We start from the raw sequence: 12,753 nt of genomic DNA on the forward strand, positions 1-12,753 counted from the left end.
TGAGTACCATGACCAGCGCGAAGAAGATCTACCTCGCCGTGGCGGGCGGGCTCGTTGCCGCGGGTGTTGTCCTCGCGGGCATTGGCTTTATCGCTTCGGGTTTCGACCCGGCCGTGTTCACAACCCAAATCGACACGCGCGACAGCACCATCGTGCTCGGCGGCGTCGAGGTGGACGACCCGACGGGCCTCCCCCTCATCGAGCAGCTCGCCGGAATCGGCGAGGTCGACACCTCCGGCATCACCGCGTCCGAGTCCCCTGCTGCCCCGGAGGCGCCCACCGCTCCCTAAGCATAGCGTGCCCGGACGCCCCGTCCGTCGGGCTGTGCAAGCCTGTGGAACCCGGACCTCAACCCCAACCCAACCGGCCTCGAGCCTGCGTCGATTCGCTCCCCGTCCCGCGCGGGGGCCCATGACGCATACCCAAAATCCATCCGAGGAGAAAGGAACGCAATGACGACAGCCATGCCCCTCCGCCTTCACGGGGTCACGAAGGCGTACCGCGGGAGGACCGTCCTCGGCCCCATCGACCTCGTCCTCGAGGCGGGGCGCGTCTACGGGCTCATCGGCGAAAACGGCGCCGGGAAGTCAACGCTCATCTGTATCGTCACTGGCACCGCCAGCCCCAGCTCGGGCTCGGTTGAGCTGTTCGGCGAGCGCGGCGGGCGCGGGCTTGCCGCCGCCCGGAGGCGTATGGGCTACATGCCCGACGCGAGCTCGGCCTACCCGGGGCTCTCTGCGCGGGAGAATGGATTTGCAACGGTTGCTTAAACATTTTTTACAGGGACAGCCCTGCGTTCCTGAACTCAACTGGGCTCATGTAGACCAGTGTCGAAGGGGCAGTCGCCCCAGTCCGCGTACCAGACCTGTGTGCCGCCGAGGGAATACTTCCTCCAGTAGGGCCAGTGCGGGACGTCCATCCTCTCTTCCTTTCGGGGCGTCAGGCGCCGGGCCCAAGGCCGCACCTGCGCTCCAGCTCCGCCACGAGGGCGTCGTTGTCTCTGACCGAGACGATGGCGTCGCCGTCGTAGGGCGCCTCGATGTAGACGCGGTCGAGCGAGTTGGCCGTCCCCGCCCAGAGCGTCCTGGTGCGCCGGACGCCCCGCACGTGGGCGTAGGGTATCACCGAACGCGTCCCAGCGTACACGACGAGGAGGCGGTCGCCGTAGAGCTCGAGGCGATTGCTGCGGACGGGAAGGGCAGCCAGGGCCACGAGGGCCGGGATGGGCAGCAGCGCGAGCCAGCCCCATAGGAGCGCGGGACTCGAGCTCAGGAAACACGCGATACACGCCGCGGATAAACCGCCCGCCACAATCACCATGGCCGCTATGAACCACGGGTCTGTCCTGCCGGGGAACACCCGCTCCGGCCGCTCGCCCTTCTCACCCATTACGGCCCTTCCGTCTCTTGCACCCCTCCCGGAACTGTCCGCATCAGTATAGCCAATGCTTTTTCTGATTTGTTGAGAAGCCGGCATTTGGGGGCATTTTGGATAGCGAACAGTTCAAACAAGAAGCTGAGAAAATAGAACAAAGCCTGAGTGCCTTGAGAGTCGCCGAGCGCAATGCAGTGATTCCCTTTATGAACGGCGACTTTACCCAATGGGATCTATATCTGGCATCCTCCTCTGAGTATGCGATGAGACTGATAGACGGATTTATCTCCATGCTCGAATCGAGGAATCTTGTTTGCGTCGCCCAGCTTCTCCGCGCACAGGTTGGAGTCTGCCTGCGGACATTCGCGTTATTCGCCGCCGAAGACCAGGATGACTTTCTCCCAAAAGGCTGCCAAGTACCATGGCGTGAGCGTTGGGGTAGCCATCATTCAGCGTGGATACATCCGGATGCGCATAGATCCAGACGATTCCAACGCTCTCGTATTTCCCGTGCAGGTAATCGAAGAGGGCAAGCGACACCATGCGGTTGCCGCCGACGGTCACGACTCTGTCGGGGTTTTCTGCCGTAAGCTTCCTCTGCGCATCCTGAATCCCCGCCAGGACTTCGTCCTCGGCATAGATGCGAACTGCCTCCCATTCCTCATATCCAAGTTTTGGGACGCGTTTCACAATGCCGAGTGGAACCCCTGGACAGTCGGATCACGTGGTGGCCCCCTTTGAGAGGGTCACGAGCATCACGGTTCCGTTCTCGGAACTTGTTTCGACCTCTACCGTGCCACCGTGAAGCGCTGCAATCTCCCAAACAAGCGCTAGTCCGAGTCCTGCGCCGCCGTATGCCCTGCTGCGGGATTTATCCAGGCGAAAGAACGGTTGGAAGATGCTCTCACGGTACTGCTTGGGTATTCCCGGGCCCTGGTCCTCGACTCGCAGGAACACGTGGCTGTCGTTGTCGCAGATGGAGACGTTGACAGTCGAGCCGGGGTGGCTGTAACGGATGGCATTTTCGACCAGGTTAAACACCAGCCGATAGAGGAGCGTGTCGCTCCCGATTACTAAAGCGTTCCCAGCACAATTGAGGGCTATGCCCTTATTTTCGGCAAGTGGCGCAAGGTCGGTGAGGATCTCTTCGGACAAGGGACCAAGTTCCACATCGTCCTCGCAAGGAACGCTGCGGAGCTCACTCATCTCGAGCAACACCTTGGTCATCCGCGACATTCGCTCAGTTTGTTCTTGTAGCAGGCCGAGCAGCTCGGCTGTTTCGGGTTGCAAACCGGAGTGCTCGGAGATGAATAGTTCAATCTGTGCTTGCATAAGGGCGAGCGGGGTGCGCAGCTCGTGTGCGGCGTTGCCGGTAAACTGACGCTGTGCAGAGAACCCTTCGCCAAGACGGGCGATCATGTCGTTGAAAGAGGCGCTGCATCGTTGTAACTCGGTGGGCACATCTTCGCTGAGTCTGATTTCGCTTAGGTTGTCAGGCTGCACACGCTCAACCTGGGCTGCAAAAGCTCGTAGCGGTTTGAGTGCACGGCCGCTCACAAAGTATGCCAGCACGCCGCCAAGGAGTGTGACTCCAGCCGTGATGCGCCAGGCTGTCGTGCCAAAAGACTCCTGTGCGTCGTTTACGACGATCGTGACCTCGTCATCGAGGGTCGCTTTCGTTGGGTCGAACGCCTGGGGCGAATCTTCGCCGGTTGCGTTAAAGGCCGAGATGTCACTGCCGATGGCATCCATGTAGCGCATGCCCGTATAGCCGACCAGACAGTTCGTCAGCACGCATGCCGCACACGTGAGCAGTGCCGTCATAATCGTTATGCGCCATTGCAGCGAAAGCCTTTTCATTCGCTATCCTCCATAACGTAGCCCTCTCCAATCCGATTGCGAATCGGGTCGTATCCCAAAGCGCTGCGCAACTTTTTTCGGAGCGACGAGATATGAACGCGGGTTGCGTTGCTAAAGCTGTTCACGCTGCTATCCCAAACGTGCTCGATAAGCTCCTCTTGGCTTACCGGTCGCCCCTGATTAAGCATCAGATATTCCAAGATTCCCGTTTCCTTGCGTGTAAGAGATAGAGCCTCGCTGTCCACGGAAGCGATGCGCGCCTTGGTGTCAAAGCGGAGCATTCCACAGGTTAATACTATGTCGCTTTGTGCGAAGCGTCTGAGGGTAAGGCTGCGGATCCTTGCCGCAAGTTCGTCCAGATGAAACGGCTTGGTGAGGTAATCGTTGGCGCCGGCATCGAGTCCGGCGACTTTATCGGATACTTCGCCACGCGCGGACAGAATCAGTACCTTGGTCTCGCAGTCGGTTTTCCTAAGTTCCCTGAGCACGGTCATGCCATCGATACGGGGAAGGTTGAGGTCGAGTACCACGAGGTCAAAGACTTCGATGCTCAGCAGATCGAGCGCCTCCCGTCCATCGTGGCAGCAGTCGACGCTGTATGCCAGGTTTCGCAAGCTGCGTGCGATCGTGTCGCACAGTGCTCGCTCGTCTTCGACGATCAAAATACGCATAACAGTCTCCTTGCACATTCCAAATCGCGCTTAACACGGATTTTATAGTCGATATGGTCCAATGGTCGCGTAACGAAAGGAGTGGTTAGGTTGTTCAAAGCGGTAAAACCCGTGGTACAGGTCGCTTTGTTGATCGTCGGAATTGCCATGGTGTGCTTTGGCGTTATGCGTGGCGAGGCGGATGCCGTGCTGGCCAAAGCGATTAGGCTGTGCTTGGAGTGTATCGGAATTGGATAAAAGAGAAAACACTGCGTCGCATGTTTTGGCCCGATTTCGCGGATTCATTCAGGCGGCGGCGACGCTCATCACCAACATTCACCTGCCAAACTTTGCCAAAGGCGGCATCTATCAGGGCGCGGGAAAAACAGTCTGCGTACCTGGACTTAATTGCTATTCGTGCCCCGCGGCATCGGGTGCGTGCCCCATCGGGTCGTTCCAGTCGGTGGTAGGTTCATCCAAGTTCAACTTTTCTTACTACGTCACCGGTACGCTCATTTTGCTCGGCGTGCTGCTGGGACGCTTTGTATGCGGCTTTCTGTGCCCGTTTGGCTGGCTTCAGGAGCTGCTTCATAAGATTCCCGGCAAAAAGTTCTCCACGAAAAAGCTCAAGCCGCTCACGTACATCAAGTACGTCGTGCTGCTGTTTGCCGTGGTGCTGCTGCCCGTCTTGGTGGTTAACGACGTGGGCATGGGCGACCCGTTCTTTTGCAAGTACATCTGTCCACAGGGTGTGCTCGAGGGTGCCATTCCGCTGGCCATCGCCAACGCCGGCATTCGATCTGCGCTGGGGCAGCTCTTTACCTGGAAACTTGCCGTTCTCATTGCCGTGGTAGTGCTGAGCGTTTTGTTCTATCGCCCCTTCTGCAAATGGATTTGCCCGCTCGGCGCATTCTATGCGCTCATGAATAGGGTGTCCTTGTTGGGGATTCAGGTCGACGCGTGCAAATGCGTCTCGTGCGGCAAGTGTTCAAGGGTTTGTCAGATGGACGTTGATGTGGTCCGCGCGCCCAACCATGCCGAATGTATCCGGTGCGGAAAGTGCATCGGGGCCTGTCCTGTCGATGCCATCAGCTATCGCTATGGCCTGGATGTGTCGGCGGAAAAGCTTCCCTTGACCGCCGATAAAAAGTAAACAAGCTTCGACAAAACGGAGGAATGACTATGAAGCTTTCTAAGATTGCGGCCCTGTTTATGGTGCCGGTATTGGCCTTGTGCCTTGTGGCATGTTCGGCGCCCGGTGGCAATGTGAGCGAATCTGCGAGCTCCGATCCTAAGATCGCAGAACTCACTGCGCAGAAGCCGGCCGATGCCGACGAGGCCGCCGAGCTGTATGCGAAGCTCATGCAGAAGGAGAACGAGATCTTTTCGAGTGATAACGCGCTGTGGGAAAAGGTATTCAATGCGGCCAATAAAGACTCGGCAATGATTGAGGACGGCAGCAATTACGGCGATTTTCTGCTCAAGACCATCGACGGCGCCAAGGATGAGTTCACGGCGGATGAGCTTAAGACACTCAAGGCCGGTGCGCAGCAGATCAAGGAGATCGAGGACAAGCTCGAGAGCCTGGAGAAGGAGTTCCCCGGCTGTGGAAGCACGCCGAGTGCAGGCGAGAGCGTCGACGCTTCGACCGCTGGCATGACGGCTGGTGCCAATGCTTCGAGCGAGGCGACGAAGTTCCCCAGCTTTACGGGCAAAGACCTGGATGGCAACGACGTGAGCAGCGACGAGTTGTTCTCTAAGAACAAGGTCACCGTCATGAACTTCTGGTTTACCACTTGCAAGCCGTGCGTGGGCGAGCTGGGCGATCTTGAGAAACTGAATCAGGAGCTTGCCGAGAAGGGCGGCCAGGTCGTGGGCGTCAACTCCTTTACGCTCGATGGCAACAAGGGCGAGATTGCAGATGCCAAGAACGTGCTGAGCAAGAAGGGCGTGACATATAAGAACATCTGGTTCAAGTCGGATAGCGAGGCCGGTAAGTTTACGTCAAATTTGTTCTCGTTCCCGACAACGTATGTCATCGATCAGAATGGCAACATCGTAGGGGACCCAATCGTGGGAGCCATCAGCTCCGCCGAGCAGCGCGCAGCACTCAACAAACTTATCGACCAGGCGATTGCGAATAGCGAGCAGTAGGTTCGAATGTGGCAAAGGGACAGTCCCTTTGCCACATTGTCAATGCCATGTGCGGGATGGTGCGCCACGCGACGTGCCGTCCCGTTCGTTTTTGTGCGGTTCCCAACATTCCTCACTGGCACCGGCAAAACAGTTTCCATTGATACGGCTCCTAGAGACCCAGAAGGGCACACATAACGGCCTTGATGGTGTGCTGACGGTTCCCTGTCTCACGGAAGATGACCAAAGCGTTGGCCTCAAAGCACTCGTCGGCAATCCCAAAGCCCTCAGTGATGATCTTGCGGTACAGGTCATTCTTGCGACAGTTGACTTTTGCTGCTCCCTATTATTCCTGATAGATTAGACCATGGGAGAAGGAGTCGCAGATGACCATGGTGCAAAACGTTGTAGAGAAGCTCCCTTTTTGGGCGCATCTGTCTTCTGACGAGAGGACGCTCGTTTTGGAGCAAGCCGCCTTGCGCACCTTCGATGCCGGCCAGCTTATCGGCGGCAGCGATAGCTCCTGTACCGGCATGTTCCTTATCGTTCAGGGTGGTGTCCGCGTCAGCCTCCTTTCCGAGGAAGGCAAGGAGGTCACGCTCTTTAGGATTGGGTGCGGCGAGTGCTGCGTTACAACAGCTTCGTGCGTAATTCGGCAAATCTCCTTTGGCACGTTGGTTGCCGCAACAGAGAAATCCGAGCTCCTTATTGTGCCTATCGGTGTTTGCGAGCATCTTGCCAGCAACAATATTTTCGTCAAAGTCTTTATGCTCGAAGTGGAGGCGCGGCGCTACTCTCAGGTGGTTCGTGTGCTCCAACAGATGCTATTCCGACGTCTCGACCAGCGTGTTGCCGACTATTTGGTTGAGCGATGCCAGGCAACGGGGTCAATGGAGCTCCGGGTCACTCAAGACGAGCTGGCGCGTGACATCAACTCTGCCCGCGAGGCGGTGACGCGCGTGCTGCGTCGTCTTGCCAATGAAGGTCTTGTCGAGGTGAAGCGCGGACGAATCCTTGTTCTGGATGTCGACGGTTTGACACGCCTGCCGTAGCGATGGCTTTGCCATGGTGCCTATCCGTCCAGTGCCTGGCACTCGCTCTTAAGAAAAAATTGTCCCATACGGTGACTTGGTCACGGAACCGGTCTGCGCCTTCCGGGCATACTGGCATCAAACGATAGGGCAAGCGAGCAAAGGAGCTCATCATGGGATTGTTCAATCTATTTGCTGGGGTGGATATCAACAAAGGTGTTGAAGAGTGCCGTGCGACCGAAGGTGCGGTGTTGATCGATGTGCGTGGCGCCGATGAGTATCGGCAGGGACATATCCCCGGTGCCATCAACATTCCCCTCGATGTCGTCAATCGCGTGCTTGTCGAGTATCCAAAGAAGGATACGCCTCTGTTCGTGCATTGCCTGAGTGGCGCTCGTAGCGGTCGCGCTGCGAGCTTTCTTCAGCGTGCGGGCTACGTCAACGTGAAGAACATCGGCGGAATCAATAGCTACAGCGGAAAGGTGGTGCGTTAACTATGAAGGTGGTTATCGTGGGGGGCGTTGCTGGCGGTGCATCGGCGGCAGCGCGCTTGCGCAGGCTTGACGAGCAGGCGGAGATTGTCGTTTTTGAGCGCACAGGTTATGTCTCCTATGCTAACTGCGGATTGCCATACTTTATTGGCGGCGTGATTGAGGAGGAGTCTGCGCTCACGCTGCAATCGCCCGAGGGCTTTTGGAATCGATTCCGCATTGCCGTGAAGACGAGCCACGAGGTGATCGCCATTCATCCCGAGGTGCATACGGTTGACGTTCGCGACCTGCTCACCGGCGAGGAATTTGTCGAGACGTATGACAAGCTGATTCTTTCGCCAGGCGCGCATCCCATTCGCCCCGCTCTTCCGGGAATCGATTTGGATAAGATCTTTAGCCTTCGAACGGTAGAGGACACGCTGCGCATTCATGGTTATGTGCAAGAGCATGAGCCGAGGAGCGCCGTGGTGATCGGTGGCGGCTTTATCGGTGTTGAGGCTGCCGAGAACCTGCGTGGCTTGGGTCTCGAGGTGACGCTTTTGCAGCGCCCCGGGCAGCTGATGAACAACCTGGACTACGACATGGCGACGCTGCTTCATGCAGAGGTCCGCGAGCATGGCATTGACCTGCGCCTTCGTGCCGACGTTACGGGCTTTGAGGAGGCCGATGGCCGTGTGGTCACACATGTGGCGGGCGATGATTCCATTATGGCCGATATGGTGCTACTCGCTATCGGCGTTGCGCCCGAGAGCCATTTGGCAAAGAAAGCTGGTATCGAGCTGGGCATCAAGGGCTCCATTGTGGTGAACGACCGCATGGAGACGTCTGCTCCTGACGTATATGCCGTGGGTGATGCCGTGCAGGTCAAGCATCAGGTGACGGGTGAGGACGCGGTGATTTCCCTTGCAGGCCCCGCTAATAAGCAGGGACGTATCGTCGCCGACGTGATTTGTGGCTTAGACAGTCGCTATCAGGGCTCGCTGGGTTCTTCGGTAATCAAAGTGTTCGACTTGACAGCTGCGAGCACGGGCCTTTCTGTGAAGGCAGCGCGTGCGACGGGAATCGATTACGAGAGCGTCGTGCTGTCACCTGGATCGCATGCGGGTTATTATCCCGGGGCCACGCCCATGACCATGAAAGTTGTGTTTGAGAGGGAAACCTTGCGTCTGCTGGGCGCGCAGATTGTGGGCATCGATGGCGTGGACAAGCGCATCGATGTGCTGGCGACGGCAATCCAGGCCGGTATTCGTGCCGATAAGCTCAAGGATTTGGATTTGGCTTATGCGCCGCCATATTCTTCGGCGAAAGACCCGGTGAACATGGCCGGTTTTATGATCGAAAACGTGGGCTCGGGCATGCTCAAGCAGTGGCATTGGGAGCAGGAACCGGATCTGCCGCGCGATGGTAGTGTGCAGCTGCTCGATGTCCGTATGGTTGGCGAGTATGACCGCGGACATATCGACGGCTTTGTGAACATTCCCGTCGATGACTTGCGTGCTCGCTTGGGGGAGCTTGACGTGACAAAGCCTGTTTATGTTATTTGCCAAAGTGGTCTTCGCAGCTACATTGGTTGCCGCATCCTCGCTCAGTACGGTTTTGACTGCTATAACTTCTCGGGTGGCTATCGCTTCTTTGCTGCTGTGACTAAAGACCATCGCGGTAGCGATAACGTGATGCCGTGTGGATTGGAAAAGTAAGGCCTTTTGAGCGGCGTGTATGACAATGACAAGATAGAGTAGGACAAACGCGTCGAATACGAACGGCGGGGGAGAGCGGGCAAGTGCGCTCGCGTGGGAGAGGTTGCCGTCCATGCTGGAGCTCAAGGGTATTTGCAAAAGGTACGTTACGCAGTCGTTTACGCAGGTGGCGCTCGACAGCGTGAGCTTGTCTTTTCGCGATAACGAGTTCGTAGCCATTCTGGGTCCCTCAGGTTCGGGTAAGACCACGATGCTCAACGTTATTGGCGGACTCGACCACTTTGACTCGGGCGACCTGTTGATCGACGGCATTTCGACCAAGGACTTTCACGATCGCGATTGGGATGCCTACCGCAACAACCGCATCGGCTTTGTGTTCCAGAGCTATAACCTCATTCCGCATCAGACCATTTTGGAAAACGTGGAGCTGGCACTCACGCTCACGGGCGTGGGGCATGCCGAGCGCCGCCAGCGTGCACGCGAGGCGTTGGAGAAAGTCGGCTTGGGGGAGCATGTTAACAAGCGCCCGAGCCAGCTTTCGGGTGGACAGATGCAACGCGTGGCCATCGCCCGCGCCCTGATCAATGATCCCGAGATTGTGCTGGCCGACGAGCCGACCGGTGCCTTGGATTCAACGACATCCGTGCAGGTCATGGATCTGCTCAAGGACGTTGCGCGCGACCGCCTGGTCATCATGGTCACGCACAATCCTGAGCTTGCGTACCAATATGCCACGCGCATCGTCAACCTGGCGGACGGCAAGATCACCGACGATTCCGACCCTTTCGATGCTGCCGAAGCCGCACGTCGCGAGGCCAAGCCTACGCGCAAAACTTCGATGAGCTTTGTGACGGCGCTGGGCCTTTCTGCTCGAAACCTCATGACCAAGAAGGGCCGTACGGCCATGACGGCCTTTGCGGGCTCGATTGGCATTGTCGGTATCGCGGCGATTCTGGCGCTGTCCAACGGCGTAAACGGCTACATCAAAAAGGTCGAGGAGGATACGCTCTCGAGCTACCCGCTCACCATTTCCAAGCAGGATTACGACCTGTCGTCCATGATGGGCGGACAGGGGGTCACGGATGATGACTCGCCTGAAAACGTGGATTCGTCCGACGACAGTGCCGGCGGCAAGGCTCAGGGGACCGATAGGATCCCTGTGGTCACGGCCGTAAAGGATATGTTTGCGAGCGTTAAGTCCAACGACATGACGAGCTTTAAGGCATGGCTCGATGCCGGTGGCGACGGCATCGATAAAGAGGTCAACGCCATTCAGTACGGCTACGGTGTATCGCCGGTTGTCTATCGTGCCGGCAAGGGCGATGAGAAGCCTGTCCGGCTGGTGCCCAACGCCATGACCGAGGCCATGAGCGGAGGCGCGAGCTCGGCGGCAACGGTGAGCATGGAATCCATGGGAACCTCGGTCTTTAACGAGATGATTGACGACCAGAGCCTGCTCGACAGCCAGTACGATGTCGTCGCCGGTCATTGGCCCACGTCTGCCAGCGAAGCCGTGATGGTGCTTTCGAGCCGTGGCACGGTGGGCGATTACACGCTCTACAGTATCGGTGCGTTGGATATCGATGAGCTCAACGACCTGGTTAACAGTGCTATGACGGCTGACGGTAAGATCGAGACGTCCGAGGCCGGTACCGATTTTACCTACGACGATGCGCTGTCCACGACGTTTAAGGTGCTGTCGCCGGCCGATGCGTATCGCAAAAACGAAGAGACCGGCATGTGGACCGATATGTCTGGCGACACCGACTTTATGGCCGCCAAGGTTGCCGACGGTATCGACGTACACATTGTGGGCGTGGTGCGGCCCAATGAGACGGCCAACGCGAGCGCACTGACCCCGGGCATTGCCTATACGCATGCACTGACTCGTCAGCTTATGGAACGCGCCGCAAATTCGCAGATTGTGCAGGAGCAACTCGCCCACCCCGAGACGGATGTCTTTACGGGCAAGTCTTTCGATGAACTGCAAGGCGAGGCCAAGCAAGGCGTGGATCTGGGCAGCATGTTCAGTGTGGACGAGGCGGCGCTGAAGAGTGCGTTTTCGTTCGATACATCTGCGCTCTCGGGTGCGGCCGGCGGTATGGACCTTTCTGGTATTGACCTGTCCGGTCTGGACATTGACCTTTCGGACGTTGGCAAGGACATCGACTTCAGTGACATCATGGCCAAAGCACCGGCCCCAGATTTCTCGGGCATCTTTGACGGTCTGGAGCTCACACCCGAGCAAATGCAGCAGGTGGGAACGCTTGCCAACCAACTGTTTGAGGGCTTTTTGCAGTCTGATCAGTTTAGGGCGCTGACACCCGAAGATCTTAAGGACGCGTCAAAGCTCGCTGCCGCATTCTCGACGTATCTTGAGAATGATGCCACGGCGCAGCAATACCTGGCTCAGCTCAAGGCACTCGGTGGCGATGCCCTGGCCGAGCGCCTGCAACAGGCGATGACCGACTATGTGCAAAAGCAGCTGGCTCCGTATCTGCAACAGGCTATGGATCAGGTGATGCAGACAATTAGTGAGCAGATTGCGACAACGGTATCGTCCCAGCTTAAAGCGGGCGCGGCAGGGCACATGGACCAGATGGCGACGCAGATGTCTTCGAGTTTTGCCAACCTAGCGAGCGCTATGCGTGTGGATGCGAGCGCCTTTGCGCGTGCCATCCATTTCAACATGGACGCCGAGGACCTGAGTTCGCTCATGATGAGCTATGCCAAGGCGTCGAAGCTCACCTACGATAACAATCTGACCACGTTGGGCTATGCGGATGAGGCAGACCCCATCTCGGTTAAGATTTTCCCGCGCGACTTTGAGGCCAAGGAGCGCGTGCTCGATCACATCGATGCGTACAACAAGCAGGTCAAAGCCGCTGGCCACGATGAGCAGGCAATCTCGTACACCGACTACATGGGCATCATCATGGGTTCGGTGACCGACATCGTGAACACCATCAGCTTGGTGCTGATCGCGTTCGTGAGTATCAGTCTGGTGGTGAGCTCCATCATGATCGGCATCATCACCTACATCAGCGTACTGGAGCGCAAAAAGGAGATTGGCATTCTGCGCGCGATCGGCGCGTCGAAGCGCAACGTGGCCAACGTATTCAATGCCGAGACCTTTATCGAGGGCCTCATCGCCGGCGTCTTTGCCATTGTCGTTGTGGTGGCCGTGAGCTTTCCGGTTAATGCCTGGGCACTTGCTGCCAAGCAGGTACCCAATCTGATGAGCCTGCCCGTGCAGGATGCGCTGGTGCTCATCGCGATTTCGGTGCTGCTGACGGTTGTCGCTGGCCTGCTGCCGGCTCGCAGCGCGTCCAAAAAGGATCCCGTGGAAGCCCTGCGCTCCGAATAATGTGACAAGGGGACAGCCCCTTTGTCACATTGAGTGGCTTGTAAAATCGAGGTCTAATACTTTTCCAAGAAGTGAACGAGTAAAAACGGACCCCCGAAGCATCGACACTTTTGAGATGCAATTTCCTGCGGTTTTGTCAGCCAAATCCTG

Annotated in this window: 13 protein-coding genes; 9 read left to right on the top strand and 4 right to left on the bottom strand. The window is 57.5% G+C overall.

What is annotated here, in order from left to right; all coding sequences use genetic code 11:
- Nucleotides 1-8 precede the first annotated feature (8 nt).
- Together ABCP74_RS04745 and ABCP74_RS04750 are read left to right on the top strand one after the other, a co-directional pair.
- Nucleotides 9-290 carry a hypothetical protein gene (locus tag ABCP74_RS04745; protein ID WP_161155314.1) on the top strand — a complete coding sequence of 94 codons (282 nt, stop codon included), beginning with the start codon at nucleotides 9-11 and terminating at the stop codon, nucleotides 288-290.
- Between the two features lie 162 nt (nucleotides 291-452).
- Entirely contained in the window at nucleotides 453-770 is a 318-nt protein-coding gene (locus ABCP74_RS04750; RefSeq protein WP_343000930.1) for an ATP-binding cassette domain-containing protein, read from the top strand.
- 169 nt (nucleotides 771-939) lie between these two features.
- Here the strand turns inward: ABCP74_RS04750 and ABCP74_RS04755 are convergent, their stop codons facing one another.
- The 4 genes from ABCP74_RS04755 to ABCP74_RS04765 form a co-directional block, all read right to left on the bottom strand.
- Nucleotides 940-1,389 carry a PH domain-containing protein gene (locus ABCP74_RS04755; protein WP_343000929.1) on the bottom strand — a complete coding sequence of 150 codons (450 nt, stop codon included), beginning with the start codon at nucleotides 1,387-1,389 and terminating at the stop codon, nucleotides 940-942.
- A 267-nt stretch (nucleotides 1,390-1,656) separates the two neighbouring features.
- Entirely contained in the window at nucleotides 1,657-2,064 is a 408-nt protein-coding gene (locus tag ABCP74_RS09430; protein ID WP_425458542.1) for an arginase family protein, read from the bottom strand.
- A gap of 30 nt (nucleotides 2,065-2,094) precedes the next feature.
- Nucleotides 2,095-3,234 (bottom strand): HAMP domain-containing sensor histidine kinase, encoded by a 1,140-nt coding sequence (locus ABCP74_RS04760; RefSeq protein ID WP_343000928.1) that lies wholly within the window; start codon nucleotides 3,232-3,234, stop codon nucleotides 2,095-2,097.
- Nucleotides 3,231-3,923, bottom strand: coding sequence for a response regulator transcription factor (locus ABCP74_RS04765; protein ID WP_425458543.1), 693 nt, complete (start codon nucleotides 3,921-3,923; stop codon nucleotides 3,231-3,233). Before ABCP74_RS04765 ends, ABCP74_RS04760 begins: the two co-directional genes overlap by 4 nt.
- A 147-nt stretch (nucleotides 3,924-4,070) precedes the next feature.
- Between ABCP74_RS04765 and ABCP74_RS09435 the strand changes: the two genes are divergently transcribed.
- The 7 genes from ABCP74_RS09435 (at nucleotide 4,071) to ABCP74_RS04800 (ending at nucleotide 12,603) form a co-directional block, all read left to right on the top strand.
- On the top strand, nucleotides 4,071-4,142 hold the full coding sequence (locus tag ABCP74_RS09435) for a CD1871A family CXXC motif-containing protein (RefSeq protein WP_254179316.1): 72 nt from the start codon (nucleotides 4,071-4,073) through the stop codon (nucleotides 4,140-4,142).
- Nucleotides 4,135-5,037: a 4Fe-4S binding protein gene (locus ABCP74_RS04775; protein ID WP_343000927.1), complete on the top strand. Its 903-nt coding sequence runs from the start codon at nucleotides 4,135-4,137 to the stop codon at nucleotides 5,035-5,037. The genes ABCP74_RS09435 and ABCP74_RS04775 overlap by 8 nt, the downstream gene beginning before the upstream one ends.
- Before the next feature lie 29 nt (nucleotides 5,038-5,066).
- A complete protein-coding gene (locus ABCP74_RS04780; RefSeq protein ID WP_343000926.1) occupies nucleotides 5,067-6,038 on the top strand; it encodes a TlpA family protein disulfide reductase in 972 nt (323 codons plus the stop codon).
- Between the two features lie 365 nt (nucleotides 6,039-6,403).
- Nucleotides 6,404-7,069, top strand: a complete 666-nt coding sequence (locus tag ABCP74_RS04785) for a Crp/Fnr family transcriptional regulator (RefSeq protein WP_343000925.1) — start codon at nucleotides 6,404-6,406, stop codon at nucleotides 7,067-7,069.
- 152 nt (nucleotides 7,070-7,221) lie between these two features.
- Nucleotides 7,222-7,542, top strand: a complete 321-nt coding sequence (locus tag ABCP74_RS04790; protein ID WP_195246175.1) for a rhodanese-like domain-containing protein — start codon at nucleotides 7,222-7,224, stop codon at nucleotides 7,540-7,542.
- 2 nt (nucleotides 7,543-7,544) lie between these two features.
- Nucleotides 7,545-9,236: an FAD-dependent oxidoreductase gene (locus tag ABCP74_RS04795; protein ID WP_343000924.1), complete on the top strand. Its 1,692-nt coding sequence runs from the start codon at nucleotides 7,545-7,547 to the stop codon at nucleotides 9,234-9,236.
- Between the two features lie 112 nt (nucleotides 9,237-9,348).
- Nucleotides 9,349-12,603, top strand: coding sequence for an ABC transporter ATP-binding protein/permease (locus ABCP74_RS04800; RefSeq protein WP_343000923.1), 3,255 nt, complete (start codon nucleotides 9,349-9,351; stop codon nucleotides 12,601-12,603).
- Nucleotides 12,604-12,753 lie beyond the last annotated feature (150 nt).

It is taken from the genome of Collinsella aerofaciens, assembly GCF_039062315.1.
GTDB classification, from domain to species: Bacteria; Actinomycetota; Coriobacteriia; order Coriobacteriales; family Coriobacteriaceae; genus Collinsella; species Collinsella aerofaciens_BG.

Excerpts from the sequence above, each read along its gene's own strand:
- ABCP74_RS04745 (WP_161155314.1), top strand. The coding sequence starts at position 9 with ATGACCAGCGCGAAGAAGATCTACCTCGCCGTGGCGGGCGGGCTCGTT.
- ABCP74_RS04750 (WP_343000930.1), top strand. The coding sequence starts at position 453 with ATGACGACAGCCATGCCCCTCCGCCTTCACGGGGTCACGAAGGCGTAC.
- ABCP74_RS04755 (WP_343000929.1), bottom strand. The coding sequence starts at position 1,389 with ATGGGTGAGAAGGGCGAGCGGCCGGAGCGGGTGTTCCCCGGCAGGACA.
- ABCP74_RS04760 (WP_343000928.1), bottom strand. The coding sequence starts at position 3,234 with ATGAAAAGGCTTTCGCTGCAATGGCGCATAACGATTATGACGGCACTG.
- ABCP74_RS04765 (WP_425458543.1), bottom strand. The coding sequence starts at position 3,923 with ATGTGCAAGGAGACTGTTATGCGTATTTTGATCGTCGAAGACGAGCGA.
- ABCP74_RS04780 (WP_343000926.1), top strand. The coding sequence starts at position 5,067 with ATGAAGCTTTCTAAGATTGCGGCCCTGTTTATGGTGCCGGTATTGGCC.
- ABCP74_RS04785 (WP_343000925.1), top strand. The coding sequence starts at position 6,404 with ATGACCATGGTGCAAAACGTTGTAGAGAAGCTCCCTTTTTGGGCGCAT.
- ABCP74_RS04790 (WP_195246175.1), top strand. The coding sequence starts at position 7,222 with ATGGGATTGTTCAATCTATTTGCTGGGGTGGATATCAACAAAGGTGTT.
- ABCP74_RS04795 (WP_343000924.1), top strand. The coding sequence starts at position 7,545 with ATGAAGGTGGTTATCGTGGGGGGCGTTGCTGGCGGTGCATCGGCGGCA.
- ABCP74_RS04800 (WP_343000923.1), top strand. The coding sequence starts at position 9,349 with ATGCTGGAGCTCAAGGGTATTTGCAAAAGGTACGTTACGCAGTCGTTT.